This is a genomic window from Mesorhizobium sp. B1-1-6 (genome assembly GCF_006443035.1).
Taxonomy (GTDB): Bacteria; Pseudomonadota; Alphaproteobacteria; order Rhizobiales; family Rhizobiaceae; genus Mesorhizobium.
Genome location: NZ_VFWR01000018.1, coordinates 74813 through 93899 on the forward strand (window position 1 = coordinate 74813; position 19087 = coordinate 93899).

At 64.4% G+C, this 19087-nt stretch carries 20 protein-coding genes; all 20 read left to right on the plus strand.

The features are described 5' to 3' along the window. Nucleotides 1-8 precede the first annotated feature (8 nt). The 20 genes from FJ979_RS28085 (at nucleotide 9) to FJ979_RS28180 (ending at nucleotide 19085) form a co-directional block, all read left to right on the plus strand. Nucleotides 9-1169 (plus strand): replication initiator protein A, encoded by a 1161-nt coding sequence (locus tag FJ979_RS28085; protein ID WP_140562124.1) that lies wholly within the window; start codon nucleotides 9-11, stop codon nucleotides 1167-1169. Beyond that, nucleotides 1166-1654, plus strand: coding sequence for a DUF2840 domain-containing protein (locus FJ979_RS28090; protein WP_140562122.1), 489 nt, complete (start codon nucleotides 1166-1168; stop codon nucleotides 1652-1654). Before FJ979_RS28085 ends, FJ979_RS28090 begins: the two co-directional genes overlap by 4 nt. Continuing rightward, a complete protein-coding gene (locus FJ979_RS28095) occupies nucleotides 1651-2196 on the plus strand; it encodes a S26 family signal peptidase (protein WP_140562121.1) in 546 nt (181 codons plus the stop codon). Before FJ979_RS28090 ends, FJ979_RS28095 begins: the two co-directional genes overlap by 4 nt. Before the next feature lie 70 nt (nucleotides 2197-2266). Beyond that, on the plus strand, nucleotides 2267-2602 hold the full coding sequence (locus tag FJ979_RS28100; protein ID WP_140562169.1) for a DUF736 domain-containing protein: 336 nt from the start codon (nucleotides 2267-2269) through the stop codon (nucleotides 2600-2602). 111 nt (nucleotides 2603-2713) lie between these two features. Further along, complete coding sequence (locus FJ979_RS28105; RefSeq protein ID WP_348640429.1) at nucleotides 2714-3379, plus strand: lytic transglycosylase domain-containing protein; 666 nt, start codon at nucleotides 2714-2716, stop codon at nucleotides 3377-3379. 519 nt (nucleotides 3380-3898) lie between these two features. After that, nucleotides 3899-5638: a VirD2 family relaxase/mobilization nuclease gene (locus FJ979_RS28110; protein ID WP_140562117.1), complete on the plus strand. Its 1740-nt coding sequence runs from the start codon at nucleotides 3899-3901 to the stop codon at nucleotides 5636-5638. Nucleotides 5639-5664: 26 nt separating this feature from the next. Continuing rightward, on the plus strand, nucleotides 5665-7650 hold the full coding sequence (locus FJ979_RS28115) for a conjugal transfer protein TraG (protein ID WP_140562116.1): 1986 nt from the start codon (nucleotides 5665-5667) through the stop codon (nucleotides 7648-7650). Nucleotides 7651-7657: 7 nt separating this feature from the next. Then, on the plus strand, nucleotides 7658-8113 hold the full coding sequence (locus FJ979_RS28120) for a ribbon-helix-helix protein, CopG family (protein WP_140562114.1): 456 nt from the start codon (nucleotides 7658-7660) through the stop codon (nucleotides 8111-8113). Nucleotides 8114-8506: 393 nt separating this feature from the next. Further along, nucleotides 8507-8854: a type II toxin-antitoxin system RelE/ParE family toxin gene (locus FJ979_RS28125; RefSeq protein ID WP_140562168.1), complete on the plus strand. Its 348-nt coding sequence runs from the start codon at nucleotides 8507-8509 to the stop codon at nucleotides 8852-8854. Then, on the plus strand, nucleotides 8851-9168 hold the full coding sequence (locus FJ979_RS28130; RefSeq protein WP_006338687.1) for a helix-turn-helix transcriptional regulator: 318 nt from the start codon (nucleotides 8851-8853) through the stop codon (nucleotides 9166-9168). The genes FJ979_RS28125 and FJ979_RS28130 overlap by 4 nt, the downstream gene beginning before the upstream one ends. A 215-nt stretch (nucleotides 9169-9383) precedes the next feature. Next, the gene (trbB, locus tag FJ979_RS28135; RefSeq protein WP_140562113.1) at nucleotides 9384-10400 is read left to right on the plus strand and encodes a P-type conjugative transfer ATPase TrbB; all 1017 of its coding nucleotides are present in this window, start codon (nucleotides 9384-9386) and stop codon (nucleotides 10398-10400) included. Between the two features lie 35 nt (nucleotides 10401-10435). Beyond that, nucleotides 10436-10729: a TrbC/VirB2 family protein gene (locus FJ979_RS28140; RefSeq protein ID WP_246678489.1), complete on the plus strand. Its 294-nt coding sequence runs from the start codon at nucleotides 10436-10438 to the stop codon at nucleotides 10727-10729. Next, nucleotides 10729-11025 (plus strand): VirB3 family type IV secretion system protein, encoded by a 297-nt coding sequence (locus FJ979_RS28145; protein ID WP_181172812.1) that lies wholly within the window; start codon nucleotides 10729-10731, stop codon nucleotides 11023-11025. The genes FJ979_RS28140 and FJ979_RS28145 overlap by 1 nt, the downstream gene beginning before the upstream one ends. 13 nt (nucleotides 11026-11038) lie before the next feature. Further along, the gene (gene trbE, locus FJ979_RS28150; RefSeq protein WP_140562109.1) at nucleotides 11039-13492 is read left to right on the plus strand and encodes a conjugal transfer protein TrbE; all 2454 of its coding nucleotides are present in this window, start codon (nucleotides 11039-11041) and stop codon (nucleotides 13490-13492) included. Then, nucleotides 13489-14247, plus strand: coding sequence for a P-type conjugative transfer protein TrbJ (trbJ, locus tag FJ979_RS28155; RefSeq protein ID WP_140562107.1), 759 nt, complete (start codon nucleotides 13489-13491; stop codon nucleotides 14245-14247). The genes trbE and trbJ overlap by 4 nt, the downstream gene beginning before the upstream one ends. 10 nt (nucleotides 14248-14257) lie before the next feature. Further along, nucleotides 14258-14659: a putative entry exclusion protein TrbK-alt gene (trbK-alt, locus tag FJ979_RS28160; RefSeq protein WP_140562106.1), complete on the plus strand. Its 402-nt coding sequence runs from the start codon at nucleotides 14258-14260 to the stop codon at nucleotides 14657-14659. Between the two features lies 1 nt (nucleotide 14660). Next, a complete protein-coding gene (trbL, locus tag FJ979_RS28165; RefSeq protein ID WP_140562104.1) occupies nucleotides 14661-16022 on the plus strand; it encodes a P-type conjugative transfer protein TrbL in 1362 nt (453 codons plus the stop codon). Nucleotides 16023-16024: 2 nt separating this feature from the next. After that, complete coding sequence (trbF, locus tag FJ979_RS28170; RefSeq protein ID WP_140562103.1) at nucleotides 16025-16708, plus strand: conjugal transfer protein TrbF; 684 nt, start codon at nucleotides 16025-16027, stop codon at nucleotides 16706-16708. Further along, the gene (gene trbG, locus FJ979_RS28175; RefSeq protein ID WP_246678484.1) at nucleotides 16705-17844 is read left to right on the plus strand and encodes a P-type conjugative transfer protein TrbG; all 1140 of its coding nucleotides are present in this window, start codon (nucleotides 16705-16707) and stop codon (nucleotides 17842-17844) included. Before trbF ends, trbG begins: the two co-directional genes overlap by 4 nt. Further along, nucleotides 17841-19085, plus strand: coding sequence for a TrbI/VirB10 family protein (locus FJ979_RS28180; RefSeq protein WP_140562101.1), 1245 nt, complete (start codon nucleotides 17841-17843; stop codon nucleotides 19083-19085). The genes trbG and FJ979_RS28180 overlap by 4 nt, the downstream gene beginning before the upstream one ends. Nucleotides 19086-19087 lie beyond the last annotated feature (2 nt).

The window sequence follows — 19087 nt, forward strand, 5'->3', positions numbered from 1 at the left end:
GATTTCAAATGGTGGCGCGAAACCAATCCCTTTCGGAGCGCGGGCAACTCGACCTGTTCCGGGCGCTGCCTGGCGACTTTGCCCCACGCGACGCGCAGGATCTCATGGCCTATCCGTTCTTCTCCCTTTCCAAGACCCATCGCATCACCCCGATCGATTTTGCCGCAGGCAACGTCACGATCCGGGTCGAAGCCGTACCCGATCATGGGATGGCGACCATCTGGGACGCCGACATCCTGATCTGGGCCGCGAGCCAGATCGTCGAGGCGCGCGACACCGGGCTTCGTACCTCGCGCCTGATGGCCACCACGCCCTATGAGATTCTCACCTTCGTCGGCCGCGGCAAGAGCCTTCGCGACTATCAACGCCTGAAGGCGGCGCTTGACCGGCTGCAGTCGACCACTGTCTCGACGACAATCCGTCAGCCCGCCGAAGGCCGGCGTCACCGCTTCTCCTGGATCAATGAGTGGCAGGAGCGCATCGATCGCCATGGCAAGCCTGCGGGGATCGAATTGATCGTCCCTGACTGGTTCTACCAGGCAGTCCTCGATAGCGCGCTCGTGCTGACGATCGATCGCGCCTATTTCGGCCTGACTGGCGGGATGGAGCGCTGGCTCTATCGCCTGGTGCGCAAGCATGGCGGGCGCCAGCGCGACGGCTGGCGCTTCGACTTTCGTCACCTTCACCTGAAATCCGGCAGCCTCTCGCCCTACAAGCGCTTTGCCTTCGAGTTGCGCGACATCATCCGCCGCCAGCCGCTGCCCGGCTACACGCTCTTCCTCGAAGTGGAGATGGGCGGCCGGACGCTGCTCGCCTTCGAGCGGATCGCCGCCCGTGGAAAGCCTGTGGACGGCCTCGTGCTATCGGGAACCGGGCCTGTCGTGCCATCGGGAACCGCAGGCACGTGCTATCAGGAACTCAAGCAGGCACTAACCTCCAGAAAGCAAAGCCGAAATCGCGCCCTTAACTTAGACTCTAACCCAGAGTCTAACTTTGAAGAGCGCGCGCTTGATGCGCAAAAGTTCGTCCGACGAACCAGCGACGCACTCAGCATAGACACCGACAAGACCACGAATGCGTCATCGGCTTCTGACGACAGCAGCACAGCAACCAGCGTCTCCGAAGCCCCTAATCCGCCTCTTGATCCGCGCTCGGGAGCCATCCGATGATCGGCGCCACGCACCACGCTCGCGACAATCTCGTCCATGTCGAACTGATCTGGGTCGAGAAGAGACAAGAGAACTGGATACGGTTCGGCACCCACGCCCAAGAACAGATTGTTGATCGTCGCCGGCGTATCCTGTCCTATCGTCCCGGCACGGTCTTCGCGTTCGTTCGCTGGGCCGCCAACGACTTCGGAACGATCATTTCACGCATCGATATCGTGCGTGCGGTCGCACGCGGCGATGCCTATCAGACACTGCCCTTCGTGCGCCCCGGCGGCGACATCCTTCTGAAGGTGGAGAGCTGGCCCAAGGTCGAACGCGTGCTGCAGGCAATCGACGCCGTCCAGGGCCTCGACATCGAGCCGGAGTTGGTGTCGCCCGATCATTGGCGGCACATCCACAACCGGATAACTGCCGGTCAGGAGCCGCGCGCCTACACGCTCGACCAACATCGCGCCTTCCTGCTGCGCAAGAGGACCGAGCCGTGAGCCGCGCCGGGATCATCGTCGCTAGCGTTCTCGCTACCGTGGGCGTCGGCTATCCCGGCCTCACTTCGATGCCCACGAAGCTCATCTGGAATGCGTCGGCTAGCGCGCCGATCGGCTTCTATACGATCGACTACGACGGACCCTTCGAGGTCACCGATCTTGTCGCCGTCGACGCGCCCGAGCCACTCGCGGCGTTCCTCGCTGATCGCGGCTATCTGCCGAGGGGCGTGCCACTGTTGAAGCGCATCCTTGGCGTTTCCGGGCAAATTGTCTGTCGCTCGAACCTCACCATCACCGTCGATGGTGTCGAGGCGGGCGTGGCGCTCGAGCGTGATCGAGCCGGCCGTGACCTGCCTGTCTGGCAGGGCTGCCGCCGCATCCCGACCGGCGAAGTCTTCCTGATGAACTGGCAGGTCCGCGACAGTCTCGACGGACGTTACTTCGGCCTCCTCGCCACCAGCCAGATCATCGGCCGCGCCGTCCCGCTGTGGACGGACGAGGGCGGCAATGGCCGCTTCGAATGGCGCGCGCCAACGCGGTGAGCGCGCGACCGGCGGCGCGCGTCGTGCCGCCAGCCATCATCACCGCACCACTGAAAAACGGGAGCCAGACATGCAGCAGATCGGAGAATTCACGCGCCAGAAGACTGGCTATAGCGGGCGCATCCACACGCTCAGCCTCAACCTGGATATCGCCATCGTGGCGGCAGAGGCTAGCGAAACGGAGAATGCGCCAGACTACCGCGTTCACGCTGGAAGCGAGGACGGTCCCGAGATTGGCGCGGGCTGGAAACGCTCCAGCGAAAAAGCCGGAGACTATGTTTCGATCCAGCTCGACGACCCGACCTTCGCGCAGCCGATCCGCGCGAACCTCTTTCGCAATGGCGATGACAAGTCGTCCTGGTCGCTGCACTGGGCGCGACCGCGCGACCGCAGCGAGAAGGATTGAACGATGCGCGCTCGGCGTCCGTCGACGAGCCATCGCGGTGCGCCCGGGCCGCTTCGTGCTGCCCGGCGTATGGCTGTCTTCCTCCTTTGCGGCTTGTCCGTTGCGACCGCAATGCCGGCAGCGGCAGTGGCGCAAGGCTTGGTCCTCGCGCGGTCGTCGCAACGCGATCCGTTCGGCGCGCACATCGCAGAAGCCTCGCACCGCTTCGGCGTTCCGGCCGCTTGGATACGCGCCGTCATGCGCACGGAGAGTGCGGGCGACGCGCGCGCCGTCTCCAGCGCAGGCGCCCGCGGCTTGATGCAGATCATCCCCGGCACATGGGATGATCTACGCGCCCGCTGGTCCCTTGGCCGCGATCCGTTCGACCCTCGCGACAATATCATGGCAGGAACGGCGTATCTGCGCGAACTGCACGATCGCTACGGTTCGCCGGGGTTTCTGGCCGCCTACAACGCCGGGCCTGCGCGCTACGAAGCTTACCTCGCCGGGCGTCCGTTACCGGCCGAGACCCGCGCCTATGTCGCAGCACTTGCCCCGCTTGTTGGAGGCCCCGCGACTACCCGCCCTTTCGCCATCACGTCTGCCGAGGCCATTCCCTGGAAGGATGCCTCGCTTTTTGCAGGCCAGCCGAGCCGCCAACAGGCTGTCGCCTCCGTACCGGCCGAGCGACCGCCAGATGATGCTGGCTCTGCAGCTCCACTGCGCGATGTCTCCGCAATCGTGCCGCTGTCCGAAGGCCTCTTCGTGGCGCGAGCCGGCGAAGGGATCCAGCCATGAGCACGTTTGGGCGTTTTCGCGCAACCGCAAGCTCCAGCGCACCGTGGCGTGGATGGAGCCCCAAGGCGGGCAGAACAACCGAACAACCTAACAACCGCGCCGCGTCGTTGCCGGCGAAGTACTTCAGCCAGCGATCGAGCGTGTCCTTCGTCAGGCGATGCACACGGCAATATTCCGTCCGCGTCAGACCGCTGCGCCGCCACGCCTCGACGTGAACCACCCAATAGGATTGCCGCGCCTTGTTCTCGAAATGTCTCAAATTCACCGGACATCCTCCATGCAACGAAGGAGCCCGACATGTCGCGCCATTGCACTACGCAATCTGGGTGCAGAGACCGGACGCTTACTAACAACCGGAGGATGGCGAGATAAAAGGCCGCGAGGTGCGGCGTCGGTCGGTTGTGTCATTTCAATAGGTTATGCAGGGTTTCGGCGAGGTGCGAGGATTTGGCGCACCTCGCCGGAGCGCTGGTTTGCCTGTGATTTCCGTGCCTTGGCACGAGGTGCGAGATCTCTCAGATGACTGGCGAGGACGATCTTCGAATCCGCCCAGGCCGCATCCGCTCATCGGGCGCCCAGCGCGCCAGGCCCTTCGTCGCGCAGGCGCTTGCCGCTGCCCAGAAGGCCGGCGCCCGCATCTCCCGCTCCGGCCGGATCAGTCCGGGCAATCGCTCGACGTTTGGGCGTGGCCGCTCCGCCAGCGTGCGGGCCAATCGTCTCCTCAACGGCCGCTCTCGAATCGTGATCATCAAGACACGGCTGGTGCGTCATCAAGCGCGCGGCGCCCCGCTTGCCGCCCATCTCACTTATCTACGCCGCGAGGGTGTCACCCGTGACGGTGAGAAGGCAAGGCTGTTCGGGCCGGGGACCGGGGAGGTGGATGGCGGTGCTTTTGCCGAGCGGTGCGGCGACGATCGGCACCACTTCCGCTTCATCGTCTCGCCGGAAGATGCAGTCGACATGGCGGATCTCAAGTCCTTCGCCCGCGATCTGATGCGCCAGATGGAAAAGGACCTCGGCACAAAACTCGATTGGGCTGGCGTCGATCACTGGAACACCGACAACCCGCACCTTCATATCATCCTGCGCGGCCAGACCGATGACGGGCAGGATCTCGTGATTTCCCGCGATTACATCAAGGAGGGGATGCGCGCCCGCGCGGCCGATCTTGTGACCCTGGAGCTCGGCCCGCGCACCTATTTCGACATCCGTCGCAATCTGCAGCGCCAGGTCGAAGCCGAACGCTGGACCCAGCTTGACCGGCAGCTTGTTCGCGACGGCCGCGACACCGGCATCATCGACCTTGCCACGGCCGCGAGCGCCCAGCCCGATGAATATCACGTGCTGAAGGTGGGGCGGGTGCGCAAGCTCGAGACCCTCGGCCTTGCCGAACAGGTCGGCTCGGGCCAATGGGTGATCGACGACAAGGCCGAGGCGGCGCTGCGCGAGCTTGGCGAACGCGGTGACATCATCAAGCGGATGCATCGCGCCTTGACCGAAAGGGGCATCGAGCGCGGCTCGGCGAACTATGTGCTAGCGGCGGAGCCCCTTGAGACGCCGATCGTCGGTCGGCTGGTCGACCGCGGTCTCGATGATGAGCTGAAGGGCAGCGCCTACGCCGTGGTCGATGGCACCGACGGCCGCACACATCACATCAAGCTGTCCGACCTCGACGCCGCCGGCGACAGCGCTCCGGGTTCGATCGTCGAGCTGCGCAAGTTCCATGACGCGCAGGGACATCCGCGCGCAGCACTCGCTGTCCGTTCCGATCTCGACATTGAGCAGCAGGTTGCCGCCGCCGGCGCAACCTGGCTTGACCGCCAGAATATCGCCCGCGAACCGATTGCGCTTTCAGAAGGCGGTTTCGGCGCCGAGGTCCGGCAGGCGCTGCAGCGCCGTGCAGACCATCTCGTCGAACAGGGTCTCGGCGAGCGGCATGGCCAACGCATCAGCTTCAAGCCCAATCTGATCGACACGCTGCGTCGCCGCGAACTGGAGGCACTCGGCGAAAAGCTCTCGGCCGAAACTGGCCAGCCCTTCAACCGCGCCCGCGGCGGCGAGTACGTCACCGGTTCTTACCGGCAGCGCTTCACGCTCGCCTCCGGCCGTTTCGCCATGGTCGATGACGGCCTCGGTTTCCAACTGGTGCCCTGGACGCCGTCTCTCGAAAAGCATCTTGGCCGCCACGTCTCCGGCATCGCTCGCGGTGACGGCGGCGTCGACTGGAGCTTCGCCCGCAAGCGTAGCCTCGGTCTCTAACCTCTTGTGAAGAAAGGACCGCTTCTATGTCCGCCACCAAGATACTCTGGGGCCAGATCCTGGCGGTCGTCGCGATCGTACTGTTCACGACATGGGGCGCAACGGAGTGGGTGGCCTGGCGCCTGGCGTTCCAGCCCGAGCTCGGCAGGCCATGGTTCCGTGTCCTGGGCTTTCCGTTTTACCTTCCGCCGTCATTCTTCTGGTGGTGGTATGGCTTCGATGCCTACGCGCCGTCGATCTTCGTCGAGGGAGCCTTTATTGCGGCTTCCGGCGGTTTCGCCTGCGTCGCCGTCGCCATCGGCATGTCGGTCTGGCGGGCACGCGAGGCCAAGAAGGTCGAGACCTACGGCTCCGCCCGCTGGGCCGACAAGCAGGAGGTCAAGGCAACGGGCCTTCTCGGCCCCGATGGTGTGGTGCTTGGGCGATATGACGACGACTATCTGCGCCACGACGGGCCTGAGCATGTGCTGTGCTTTGCGCCCACACGCTCGGGCAAGGGCGTCGGCCTTGTCGTCCCGTCATTGCTGACCTGGCCGAGCTCCGCTGTCGTGCATGACATTAAGGGCGAGAACTGGCAACTCACCGCGGGCTTTCGCGCCAGGCATGGTCGCGTCCTGTTGTTCGATCCCACCAATCCGAAATCCTCATCCTACAACCCGCTGCTGGAGGTGCGCCGCGGCGAATGGGAAGTCCGTGACGTCCAAAACATCGCCGACATCCTCGTCGATCCGGAAGGATCGCTCGAGAGACGCAACCATTGGGAAAAAACAAGCCATGCTCTGCTCGTCGGCGCGATCTTGCATGTTCTCTACGCCGAGCCGGACAAAACGCTTGCCGGCGTTGCCGGTTTCCTCTCCGATCCAAAGCGTCCGATCGAATCGACGCTGTCGGCGATGATGAAAACAGCGCATCTGGGTGAGGGCGGTCCGCACCCGGTCATCGCCAGTGCCGCGCGGGAGCTCCTGAACAAATCCGACAACGAGCGCTCAGGGGTACTGTCTACCGCCATGTCGTTCCTTGGCCTCTATCGCGATCCTGTGGTGGCAGAGGTGACCCGCCGCTGCGACTGGCGCATCACCGATCTTGTCGATGACAAGCATCCGACGACACTCTACCTCGTCGTACCGCCGTCCGACATCAACCGGACCAAGCCGCTCATTCGCCTGATCCTCAATCAGATCGGTCGCCGCTTGACCGAAGATCTGCAGGTGAGGGCGAAAGGGCACCGGCTGCTCCTGATGCTGGACGAGTTCCCGGCGCTTGGCCGCCTCGACTTCTTCGAGTCGGCGCTGGCCTTCATGGCCGGCTACGGGCTGAAGAGCTTCCTGATCGCTCAATCCCTCAACCAGATCGAGAGGGCGTACGGCGCCAACAACTCGATCCTCGACAACTGCCACGTCCGGGTAAGCTTTGCCACCAACGATGAGCGCACCGCCAAGCGGGTTTCCGACGCGCTCGGAACAGCGACGGAGATGAGGGCCATGAGGAACTATGCCGGCCACCGGCTGTCGCCGTGGCTCGGTCATCTCATGGTCTCCCGCTCCGAAACGGCTCGCCCGCTGCTCACGCCGGGTGAAGTGATGCAGCTGCCGGCCACCGACGAGATTGTCATGGTCTCGGGTGCGCCGCCGATCCGCGCCAAAAAGGCGCGCTATCATGAGGATGCTCGCTTCAATGAGCGCATCTTGCCGCCCCCGGCGTTGGTAGCGACAGTGGAGGGGAGACCGGATGACTGGACCAGATTGCCTCTGCCTTCCCGTCCTGGGATTGCCGAAGCCACGTCGGCGCCCTCGGCCACGGATGAGGACCAAACTGAATCCGAGCGTCGTCGGCAACCCGAGCTCAGTCGCGTCGAGCAGGTCGTGAAGTCTTCGACCGAGAACGAGTTCGAGATCGATCACCTCGATAACGTCGACGAAGACAATGTTGCGCGCAATCGTCGATTGACGCGCCTCATGCAGGGCATTGCGCGGCAGGCGTCGCTCGACCCCGGCGACGGCGTGGATATGTGAGGCTCCCATGGTAAAGACACCACGCAAACAACGCCTGTCCGTCTATCTCGATCCGAAGGTCATGAGCAGGCTGGCCGAACATGCGGCGCGCCGTGATCTTTCGCGGTCGCTCGTCGCGGAGGCGGCGATCGAGTCGTTCCTGTCACCCGATGCCGCCGAACGCCAGGAGGCGGCGATCACCAAGCGGCTCGACCAGATCGATCGGCGTATCGCACGCCAAGAGCGCGATCTCGCAATTGCGGTGGAGACGCTCGCCGTCTTCGTCCGCTTCTGGTTGGCGACAACACCAGCGTTGCCCGAGCCCGCGGCGCAGGCCGCCCATGCCAAGGCGGGCGAGCGCTATGATGCCTTTGTCACCGCGCTCGGCCGGCGCCTGGCGAAAGGTCCAAAGCTTCGACAGGAAATCTCCGAGGACATCGATGGCGGCCTGGAGACACTCCAGCCAGGTAGGCCCGTGGGCTGAATGGACGGCGGAATGAGCTTTTGCAAGCATCGATATGCTAAATTTATCAAAGCGTTGGAATCACATGTTGTTCTCATAGATCAAGGTTTGCCAACCTGTCGAGTTTGGCAGAACAGAACTAGTCAGCTGCGGGTGGGTCGCTTGCAAGGGAACCACGTTGAGCCAACGATGCGGCAAACACGGCACAGATCTGGCTGGAAATCCGCAATTTGCGATCCGTGGCTACATGAAGGACCACGTCTTCAGGAGCTTCCATGATCACTTGCAAAAAACAGCCGAGTTCTCCCGGATAACATTTTCGGTGGCCAAGCGCTGTCGGGATTCGTCGTTGAAAATTATAGTCTGTATGCTATAAGGCAGGGGAGAATGAAGAACCAAAAGCCCGCTGTATGGATGGGGTCGTCGAAGGCCGACTTGCGCGAGTTTCCGGTCGATGTTCGCCGGTTGATGGGTGTCGCAATCAACGACGCCCAGAATGGTGAGGAACACCCGGCTGTCAAAGCCCTGAAAGGGTTTGGCGGCCGCAGCATCCTCGAGGTGGTCGACGACTTCGACGGAGATACCTATCGGGCCGTCTATGCGGTGCGCTTTGCCGGGGTGATCTACGTGCTTCATTGCTTCCAGAAGAAGTCGAAGAAGGGCAGGGAAACACCCAAGCACGAAATCGATGTCGTGACAGTGCGATTGAAGGCGGCCGAGGCGCACTACCGCGAAAACTATGGGAAAGGAACAAAGTCATGACAGAAGACATCACCGCCGAAGTGAGCAGCGGCAACGTGTTTGCGGACCTCGGCTTTGACAATCCCGAAGAGGAATTGCTCAAGGCCAAGCTGGCCCGCGAGATCCGCGCCATTATCAAGCGCCGGCGCCTGACCCAGGCGAAGTCGGCTGAACTGCTCGGAATGAAACAGCCCGACGTCTCCGCGATTGCCACCGGGCGCACGGGCAAGTTTTCAATAGACAGGCTGGTTCGCTGTCTGGACCGGCTCGACTACAAGGTCGACGTGGTGGTTCGCCACAAGCCTCGACGGTCAACTCGTGCTGAAGCCGCTTGATCAGACGGCTTTGCCGACGAGCGGACAATTGACGGCGAGCGCTACCCTTGCCTGAAGATCGTCAGCCTTGATTTCAGGTCGGCACCGCCAATTTCCTGTATTTGCACGCTACGCCACTACGCCTCGATATAGGTGTTGAAACCACTCGAGATGCGGCTCTCTTAATCATCCCCGTCCAGGGGCCGCCGATGTCCCCGGATCGAAACGGGGACAGGATGGCAGCTTCCCATCACAATTCAGAAGGTCTGGCGCGCGGCGCACGTATGCTGCGCACAGCGCTCGGACCCGCGATCGCGCGCTATCTCGACGACGCGGGCGTAGTTGAAGTGATGCTCAACCCCGATGGGCGGTTGTGGATTGATCGCCTGTCCGAGGGGTTGTCCGATACCGGCGAACGTTTGTCGGCAGCGGACGGCGAGCGCATCGTTCGCTTGGTCGCCCATCACGTCGGCGCTGAGGTCCACGCCGGGAATCCTCGCGTCTCGGCCGAGCTGCCCGAGACGGGCGAGCGGTTCGAGGGGCTTCTTCCTCCCGTCGTCGCGGCGCCCGCATTCGCAATCCGCAAGCCGGCCGTCGCCATCTTCACCCTCGAAGATTACGTCGGGACCGGGATCATGTCGGCGCAGCAGGCGGACGCGCTGCGCCAGGGCGTTGCCAGCCGCGCGAACATCCTGGTCGCGGGCGGCACATCCACGGGCAAGACCACGCTGATCAACGCGCTGCTCGCCGAGGTGGCCAAGACCGACGACCGCGTCGTCATCATCGAGGATACGCGCGAACTGCAATGCGTCGCGCCAAATCTGGTGGCAATGCGCACGAAAGACGGCGTCGCGTCTCTATCTGATCTTGTTCGCTCATCGCTGCGCCTGCGCCCCGACCGCATTCCGGTCGGCGAGGTGCGCGGGGCCGAGGCGCTGGAACTGCTGAAAGCCTGGGGCACTGGTCACCCCGGCGGCCTCGGCACCATCCACGCCGGCAGCGCCATTGGCGCGCTGCGCCGCATGGAACAGCTCATCCAGGAAGCAGTTGTTACCGTCCCACGCGCGCTGATCGCCGAAACGATCGACCTGGTTGCCGTCCTTTCCGGCCGCGGCTCCGCGCGCCGGCTGTCCGAACTCGCCCGTGTCGATGGCCTTCGCCCGGACGGCGATTACCGGGTCGGGCCAGCCGTCCTCGATGGCGCCGAAGGCCCGATCTTGCTCATCCAAAGCCCTGAAGGAGAAAATCCGTGATCCAACGCCTGCGCCTCGCGCGCCATCGCCTCGCCATGACCGTTTCGGTTCCCACGCTCATCCTGGTGATGGCCGCGCCCGCTTTTGCCTCCGGCTCGTCGATGCCGTGGGAACAGCCGCTGCAACAGATCCTCCAGTCGATCGAGGGCCCGGTCGCCAAGATCATGGCGGTGATCATCATCATCGTCACTGGCCTGACGCTCGCCTTCGGCGACACGTCGGGCGGATTCCGCCGGCTCATCCAGATCGTTTTCGGCCTGTCCATCGCTTTCGCGGCGTCAAGCTTCTTCCTGTCGTTCTTCTCGTTCGGCGGCGGAGCGCTGGTCTGATGGCGGGCGCTGTCGAACAGGGCGGCCCAATGACGGATTATGCGGTGCCGGGCTATACGGTCCCCATGCACCGCGCGCTGACCGAGCCGATCCTGCTCGGCGGCGCCCCGCGCGCCATTGCCATCATGAATGGGACGCTCGCCGGCGCCGTGGGACTGGGGCTGCGTCTGTGGCTCGTCGGCATCGCCATCTGGGCAATCGGCCATGTTGCCGCCGTCTGGGCCGCCAAGCGCGATCCGCTTTTCGCCGATGTCGTTCGCCGGCATCTGCGCATCCCGGCGCATCTCACCGTCTGAGGGGGGCCACCGGATGATGAATCTTGCCGAATATCGCAACCGTAGCAGCCGGCTCGCCGACTTCCTGCCCTGGGTGGCAATGGTCGGCCCCGGCATCATTTTGAACAAGGACGGCAGTTTCCAGCGTACCGCGCGCTTTCGCGGTCCTGATCTCGACAGCGCCGTTCCGGCCGAACTGGTCGCCGTCGCCGGCCGGCTCAACAATGCCTTGCGCCGCCTCGGCTCCGGCTGGGCGATCTTCGTCGAGGCGCAGCGCCATGCCTCGACCCGCTATCCCGACAGCCACTTTCCGGATGCCGCCTCCACGCTGGTCGATGCGGAGCGAAAGGCGGGCTTCGAGGAGGCCGGCGCGCATTTCGAGTCCAGCTACTTCCTGACGCTCACCTATCTTGCGCCCGCCGAAGACACCGCGCGCGCGGAAAGCTGGCTCTACGAAGGCCGCGAGAAGAAGGGCCTCGACCCGAACGCGGTACTGACCGGGTTCACTGACCGCAGCGACCGCGTCCTGCGCCTTGTCGAAGCCTTCATGCCGGAGTGCACTTGGCTCGATGACGCCGAGACACTGACCTATCTGCATGGCTGCGTCTCGACCAATCGTCACCGTGTCCGCGTTCCCGAAACGCCGATGTATCTCGACGCCATGCTGGCCGACCAGCCGCTGACCGGCGGGCTCGAGCCGCGGCTTGGCGCGTCGCACCTGCGCATTCTGACCGTCACAGGGTTCCCGACCGCGACCACGCCGGGTCTGCTCGACGAACTGAACCGGCTGGCGTTTCCGTATCGCTGGTCGACACGCGCGATCTTGCTCGACAAGACCGATGCGACCAGGCTGCTGACAAAGATCCGGCGTCAATGGTTCGCCAAGCGCAAATCGCTCGCCGCGATCCTCAAGGAAGTGATGACTAACGAGGCGTCCGTCCTCGTGGATACCGACGCCGCAAACAAGGCCGCTGACGCCGACATGGCGCTGCAGGAGCTCGGCGCCGACTATGCCGGCATGGCCTATGTCACCGCTACGGTGACGGTTTGGGATGATGATCCCGGCATCGCCGACGAAAAACTGCGCCGGGTCGAAAAGGTTATCCAGGGCCGCGATTTCACGGCAATGATCGAAACCATCAACGCGGTCGACGCCTGGCTCGGCAGCCTGCCGGGTCATGTCTACGCCAACGTCCGTCAACCTCCCATCTCCACCCTCAATCTCGCCCACATCATCCCGCTTTCCGCGGTGTGGGCGGGGCCGGAACGGGACGAGCATTTTGGAGCGCCCCCTCTGCTCTTCGGCAAGACCGAAGGCTCGACCCCGTTCCGGCTTTCGCTTCACGTCGGCGACGTCGGCCATACGCTGATCGTCGGCCCGACCGGCGCGGGCAAGTCCGTGCTTTTGGCCCTGATGGCGCTGCAGTTCCGCCGCTACGCACGTTCGCAGGTTTTCGCCTTCGATTTCGGTGGTTCGATCCGCGCGGCGGCGCTCGCCATGAACGGCGACTGGCACGATCTCGGCGGCGATCTCAGCGATGGGGCGATCGACAGCGTCAGCCTTCAGCCGTTCGCCCGCATTCATAATATCCCCGAGCGCGCCTGGGCCGCCGACTGGATCGTGGCGATCCTGACGCGCGAGAATGTGGCGATCACACCTGAGGTCAAGGAGCATATCTGGACGGCGTTGACCTCGTTGGCCTCCGCGCCTGTCGAGGAGCGCACGATCACTGGTCTTGTTGTCCTGCTGCAATCAAATGATCTCAAGCAGGCATTGCGCCCCTATTGCGTCGGAGGTCCCTATGGACGGTTGCTCGATGCCGAGCGCGAGCATCTCGGATTGGCGTCGGTCCAGGCATTCGAGACCGAAGGGCTGATCGGAACCGGTGCTGCGCCCGCGGTCCTGTCCTATCTATTCCATCGCATCGAGGACCGGCTCGATGGCTCGCCGACCCTTCTCATCATCGACGAAGGCTGGCTTGTGCTGGACGATGACAGCTTTGCCGGCCAGCTCCGCGAATGGCTGAAGACGCTTCGCAAAAAGAACGCCAGCGTCATCTTCGCCACGCAGTCGCTGAGCGACATCGATGGCTCGGCGATCGCGCCCGCGATCATAGAGAGCTGCCAGACCCGGCTTCTCCTTCCGAACGAGCGCGCCATCGAGCCGCAGATCACGGCGATCTATCGCCGCTTCGGCCTCAACGACCGGCAGATCGAGATCATCGCCCGGGCTATGCCGAAGCGCGACTACTACTGCCAGTCCCGTCGCGGCAACCGGCTGTTCGAGCTTGGGCTGTCCGATGTGGCGCTCGCGCTTTGCGCTGTATCCGCCAAGACCGACCAGGCCGCGATCGCCGGCATCGTCTCCGAGCACGGCCGCGACGGCTTCCTCGCAGCCTGGCTGACCCATCGCAACGTTGGCTGGGCCGCTGAACTCGTACCCGCACTAACCAGCCCCGCCCGCACCAACAAGGAGAAATCCCCATGAAAATGCGCCGTTCACTTGCCATGCGGCTCGCTGCCGCCCTGCTTGCCGCTCCCGCCGCGCTTTCGCCGATGCTGGCGACGCCGGCACAGGCCTTGATCGTTTTCGATCCCTCGAACTATACGCAGAACGTCCTCACGGCGGCGCGCTCGCTGGAGCAGATCACCAACCAGATCACCTCGCTTCAGAACGAAGCTCAGATGCTGATCAACCAGGCCCGCAATCTCGCGAGCCTGCCGTTCTCCTCGCTGCAACAGCTCCAGCAGTCCGTTCAGCGCACGCAGCAATTGCTCGGCCAGGCGCAGAACATTGCCTATGACGTCCAGCAGATCGATCAGGCCTTCCAGCAGAAATACGGCAACGTCTCGCTGTCGGCTTCGGATCAGCAACTCGTTGCCGACGCACGCTCGCGCTGGGGCAACACGGTTGGTGGCCTTCAGGATGCGATGCGTGTGCAGGCGGGCGTCGTTGGCAACATCGACACCAATCGCAACGAGATGTCGGCGCTGGTCGGCCAGAGCCAGGGTGCGACCGGCGCGCTTCAGGCAACGCAGGCGGGCAACCAGCTCCTCGCGCTTCAGGCCCAGCAACTTGCCGATCTCACCGCTGTCGTTGCCGCGAACGGTCGGGCGCAGGCATTGCAATCAGCCGAGCAGGCCGCCGCCGCCGAGCAGGGCAGGGAGCAGCGCCGCCGCTTCCTGACGCAGGGCTCGGGCTACCAGCCCGGCAGTGCGCAGATGTTCTATGGCAGGAACTGAGGCTAGCGCGATGGATGGCAAGATCCTCGCGCGCATCGGCGCGGTCGTCTTCATCGCGGTCGCTTTGACAGTGACCGCGATGGAGATGAGCAGTAAGGATGATGAGCCCGACACCCCGGCGATGCGAGACCGTTCCATCGCGTCACAAGACCCGCTCGCGTCCGAATTGCGCCGCTGTTCCGGGATCGGCGAGGCCGGCCCTCGCGATCCCGGCTGCCTGAAAGCATGGGCAGACAGCCGGCGCCGGTTTCTCGGTCAACGTGACTCGGCAACCGCGCCTGCTCCGGTAGCGCCGACAACGTTATTCCCAGATGTGCCCGCGTCAGCTGACCCAACCCGGAAAGAAGGAGAGCGGCCGGCCCCGACCGGTCCCGCGATGCAGGCCGAGCCGTCCCGGCCGGAGGCTCGCTGACATGGGCGGCATGGGCGTCATCGACCATTTCCTCGAAGTCTTCACGCGCTACATCGACAGCGGCTTCGGCCTGCTCGGCGGCGAGGTCGGCTTCATCGCCACAACTCTGATCGTAATCGACGTGACTTTGGCTGCGCTCTTCTGGTCCTGGGGAGCAGACGACGACATCATGGCGCGCCTCGTCAAGAAGATGCTGTTCGTCGGCGTTTTTGCCTATCTCATCTCCAACTGGAACAATCTCGCCCGCATCGTCTTCGAAAGCTTCGCCGGGCTTGGCCTGAAGGCCTCGGGTACGGGTTTTACCGTCAACAATCTCATGCGCCCGGGCAAGGTGGCGCAGACCGGGCTCGACGCCGGCCGGCCGTTGCTGGACTCGATCTCGAACTTGATGGGCTATTGGTCCTTCTTCGAGAACTTCATCCAGATCGCCTGCATGTTCTTCGCCTGGGCGCTGGTGCTGCTGGCCTTCTTCATCCTCGCGATCCAGCTCTTCGTCACGCTGATCGAGTTCAAGCTGACGACGCTCGCCGGTTTCGTGCTGATCCCCTTCGGTCTGTTCGGCAAATCCGCCTTCATGGCCGAGCGGGTGCTTGGCAACGTCATCTCGTCCGGCATCAAGGTGCTGGTGCTCGCCGTCATCATCGGCATCGGCTCGACCCTCTTTTCCGAGTTCACCGCAGGCTTTGGCGGCAACACGCCGTCGATCGACGATGCCATGGCGATCGTGCTGGCCGCGCTGTCGCTGCTCGGTCTTGGCATCTTTGGACCGGGCATTGCCAACGGTCTCGTCTCCGGCGGCCCGCAGCTCGGCGCGGGCGCGGCCGTCGGCACCGGGCTCGCCGCCGGCGGCATGGCAGCAGTGGGCGCCGCGGCCGCCGGCGCCGTCATGTCCGGCGGCGCGGCTGTCAGCGGCGGTGCCGCGGCGGCGGCCCGTGGCGGTGCCGCGACCGCGGGCAGGGCATCCACAGCCTACAATCTCGGCGCGGCCGGAGAGGCCGGCTTCTCCGGCGTCGCATCCGGCCTCGGCGGTGTCATGAACGCTGGCGCCCAGGGCGCCATCTCACCGCTGAAGCGCGCAGCCAATCATGCAGCAGGCACCATGAACCACAGCTACCAGTCGGGCGCTCGTGCTGCCTTCGAGACGACGGGTGGGTCTTCCACCGCTGGCACAATCGGCGCGAGCGCTGCCGAAGCCGGCTCCGCTCCCTTGGCATCTTCCGCAACCGAAAGTCAGCCCGCCTGGGCGAAACGCATGAAGCGCTCGCAACGCATGACCCACGGCGTCCAGGCCGCCGCCCACGCTGTTCGCAGTGGCGACAGCCATGGCGGCGGCTCCTCGATCAACCTCTCTGAAAGAGACTGAGCATGTTCAAACGACCGTCCACGCACTACGGCAAAACTCCACAACCCGAGACGCCCTACCAGCGCGCTGCCCAGGTCTGGGACGACCGCATCGGTTCCGCTCGCGTGCAGGCGCGCAATTGGCGGTACATGGCCTTCGGTTCCCTGGCGCTCGCCGCGGGGTTCTCCGCCGCCCTTGTCTGGCAAACCGCCAACGGCTCGATCGTGCCCTGGGTGGTGCAGGTCGATCGTCTCGGCCAGGCGCAGGCTGTCGCCCCCGCCGTCGGCGACTATCAGCCGAACGATCCGCAGATTGCCTTCTACCTGGCGCACTTCATCGAACAGGTAAGGTCGATCCCCGCCGATCCGGTCATCGTGCGGCAGAACTGGCTGCGCGCCTATGATTTCGCGACGCAGGGCGGGGCGTTGGCTCTCAACGACTATGCGCGCGCCAATGACCCGTTCACCAAGGTCGGCAAACAACAGGTCGCCGTCGACGTGTCGTCGGTCATCCGCGCATCGCCGGTGAGCTTCCGCATCGCCTGGGTCGAACGCCGCTATCAGGACGGTTCCCTCGCTTCCACGGAGCGCTGGTCCGCCATTCTCACCATCGTCGTGCAGCCCCCGCGCGACGCCGACGCACTGAGGAAGAACCCACTCGGCATCTACATCAACGCCATCAACTGGTCGAAGGAGCTTGGACAATGACGCCCGCACTCTGCAAAGCCGCCCCCCGGGCGCGTCCGGCTTTCGTCATTAGCGCAATGCCGGCGTTGCGTAGGACAGCCTTTCCAGCACTACTGCTTTTGACCTCGGCGCTTGCGGGCTGTGCCAGCAGGCAGAAGCAGCCGGAGATCTCCTATGACGATCCAGTCCCGGCCGTGCAGGCGGTCGATCTGCCCCCACCCGTCAAGGTGGTCGAGCTCTCAAAGCCGCTGCCGCTTCCAGGCCAGTTGAAGCCGGTCGGCAAGGACGCAAAGCCCGAGCCGGAACCGGCCGATCCGGCCGCGCGCGTCAACCTTGCCAATGCGGCCGCGCGCGTCCAGCCGGTCCGCAACGGCTTCATCAACTCGATGCAGGTCTATCCATTCGTCGATGGCGCGCTCTATCAGGTCTATGCCTCGCCGGGGCAGATCACCGACATCGCGCTCCAGCCCGGCGAGCAGCTTGTCGGCTCCGGTCCCGTCGCCGCCGGCGACACCGTGCGCTGGATCATCGGCGATACCGAGAGCGGTGCGGGCGGGGCCAAGCAAGTCCACATCCTCGTCAAACCGACGCGCGCCGAACTGATAACGAATCTCGTCATCAATACCGATCGGCGCACCTATCACATGGAACTGCGCTCGACGCCGTCGACCTATATGGCATCGGTTTCCTGGCAGTACCCGCAGGACCAGCTCATTGCCTTGCGCCGTCAGAACCAGGAGGCCGAGGCTGCACAGCCGGTCTCAACGGGCATCGATCTCGCACGTGTCAATTTCCGCTACCAGGTGACAGGCGATCGCGCACCATGGCGGCCATTGCGCGCATTCGACGATGGCAAGCAGGTGTTCATCGAGTTCCCGCGAGGCATCGGCCAGGGCGAAATGCCACCCCTGTTCGTGGTCGGGCCGGAAGGCGACACGTCCGAACTGGTGAACTATCGCGTGCGCGGCAACTACATGATCGTCGACCGGCTGTTTGCCGCCGCCGAGTTACGCTTCGGCGCCGGCAAGAACCAGAAGCGCGTCCGCGTCTCCCGCACCGATGGGGTAAGGAGCAGTCGATTTTCATGGATGCGTGGTCCTGGTGAGACCCCGCCAGCGACGTCGCTCCGCACAGACAGGGGAGGGTCGTCATCATGAGCGACAAAATGGGTCCCGGGAAGGAACAAGGCCGGGGACCGGCGAATGACGCCGGGCCGGAGGCATCCGCAGGGGATGACCCCCGGCCGTTGACAGGCGAGCCGGCCGCGGCCATGCGGCTGCGCGCCGAGCCGCCGCGCGTGACGCGTCTGTCGCGCAAGGCGCTGGCCGGATTGGGTCTCGCCGCAAGCCTGACTGTCGGCGGTGCGCTGATTTACGCGCTGCAGAACCGTCCGCAAGGCCAGGGTCAGGAGCTGTATTCAACCGACAATCGTTCGACCCCGGATGGGCTCGCCGGCCTGCCGAAGGACTATACCGGCGTTCCGAAGCTTGGCCCACCGCTTCCCGGCGATCTCGGTCGGCCGATCCTCAACGCGCAAAATGGCGGCCCCGTACCATCGACCGGCGTCGTTGGACCGGACCCTGAGCAGCAGCGCCGGGAACAGGAGCTGGAAGCAGCGAGGACCGCGCGACTGTTCGCGTCCACGCAAACACGGCCCGCCAGTGATGCGACTGTCCCTCGAGCCACGACAGACACCATGCCACGGACCGATCTCGCCAGCCGTGGCCTCGCGCCGGAGCCAGCGCAGCCCTCGGCGCAGGACCGCCAGCGCGCTTTCCTCGATCAGCCGCCGGACAAGCGCACCGTCTCGCCTGATCGCGTCGCGCCGCCGGCGTCGAAGAATGTCCTGCAGGCGGGCGCCGTCATCGCAGCCGCCCTCATCACCGGCATTCGCTCCGACCTGCCGGGTCAGATTACGGCGCAGGTAACCGAGAATGTCTATGACAGCCCCACCGGACACATCCTTCTCGTTCCGCAGGGCACGCGCCTCATCGGCCAGTATGACAATGGTGTCGGCTTCGGCCAGCGTCGCGTGCTGCTGGTCTGGACCAGGCTGATTTTTCCTGACGGCCGCTCCATCGTTCTTGAACGTGAGCCCGGCGCGGACGCCGAGGGCTATGCTGGCCTCGAAGATGGCGTCGACTATCACTGGGGCGAGTTGTTCAAGGCCGCCGCACTTTCCACGGTCCTGAGCATCGGCGCGCAGGCAGGCTCATCGGGCCAGGAGAGCGACATCATGCGCGCTCTGCGCCAGGGCGCCTCGGACAGCATCAGCCAGACAGGCCAGCAGATCGTCCAGCGGCAGCTCAACGTAGCGCCGACGCTCACCATCCGACCGGGATTCCCGGTGCGCGTCATCGTCACGCGCGATCTCGTGCTCGAACCCTACGGAGGCTGAAA

Coding starts and splice junctions, on each gene's coding strand:
- FJ979_RS28125 (WP_140562168.1), top strand. CDS start 8,507: ATGGGGTCGTCGAAGGCCGACTTGCGCGAGTTTCCGGTCGATGTTCGC.
- trbF (WP_140562103.1), top strand. CDS start 16,025: ATGTTCAAACGACCGTCCACGCACTACGGCAAAACTCCACAACCCGAG.
- FJ979_RS28140 (WP_246678489.1), top strand. CDS start 10,436: ATGACCGTTTCGGTTCCCACGCTCATCCTGGTGATGGCCGCGCCCGCT.
- trbL (WP_140562104.1), top strand. CDS start 14,661: ATGGGCGGCATGGGCGTCATCGACCATTTCCTCGAAGTCTTCACGCGC.
- trbK-alt (WP_140562106.1), top strand. CDS start 14,258: ATGGATGGCAAGATCCTCGCGCGCATCGGCGCGGTCGTCTTCATCGCG.
- trbG (WP_246678484.1), top strand. CDS start 16,705: ATGACGCCCGCACTCTGCAAAGCCGCCCCCCGGGCGCGTCCGGCTTTC.
- FJ979_RS28100 (WP_140562169.1), top strand. CDS start 2,267: ATGCAGCAGATCGGAGAATTCACGCGCCAGAAGACTGGCTATAGCGGG.
- FJ979_RS28115 (WP_140562116.1), top strand. CDS start 5,665: ATGTCCGCCACCAAGATACTCTGGGGCCAGATCCTGGCGGTCGTCGCG.
- trbE (WP_140562109.1), top strand. CDS start 11,039: ATGATGAATCTTGCCGAATATCGCAACCGTAGCAGCCGGCTCGCCGAC.
- FJ979_RS28145 (WP_181172812.1), top strand. CDS start 10,729: ATGGCGGGCGCTGTCGAACAGGGCGGCCCAATGACGGATTATGCGGTG.
- FJ979_RS28130 (WP_006338687.1), top strand. CDS start 8,851: ATGACAGAAGACATCACCGCCGAAGTGAGCAGCGGCAACGTGTTTGCG.
- trbB (WP_140562113.1), top strand. CDS start 9,384: ATGGCAGCTTCCCATCACAATTCAGAAGGTCTGGCGCGCGGCGCACGT.
- trbJ (WP_140562107.1), top strand. CDS start 13,489: ATGAAAATGCGCCGTTCACTTGCCATGCGGCTCGCTGCCGCCCTGCTT.
- FJ979_RS28085 (WP_140562124.1), top strand. CDS start 9: ATGGTGGCGCGAAACCAATCCCTTTCGGAGCGCGGGCAACTCGACCTG.
- FJ979_RS28110 (WP_140562117.1), top strand. CDS start 3,899: ATGACTGGCGAGGACGATCTTCGAATCCGCCCAGGCCGCATCCGCTCA.
- FJ979_RS28105 (WP_348640429.1), top strand. CDS start 2,714: ATGCCGGCAGCGGCAGTGGCGCAAGGCTTGGTCCTCGCGCGGTCGTCG.
- FJ979_RS28120 (WP_140562114.1), top strand. CDS start 7,658: ATGGTAAAGACACCACGCAAACAACGCCTGTCCGTCTATCTCGATCCG.
- FJ979_RS28090 (WP_140562122.1), top strand. CDS start 1,166: ATGATCGGCGCCACGCACCACGCTCGCGACAATCTCGTCCATGTCGAA.
- FJ979_RS28180 (WP_140562101.1), top strand. CDS start 17,841: ATGAGCGACAAAATGGGTCCCGGGAAGGAACAAGGCCGGGGACCGGCG.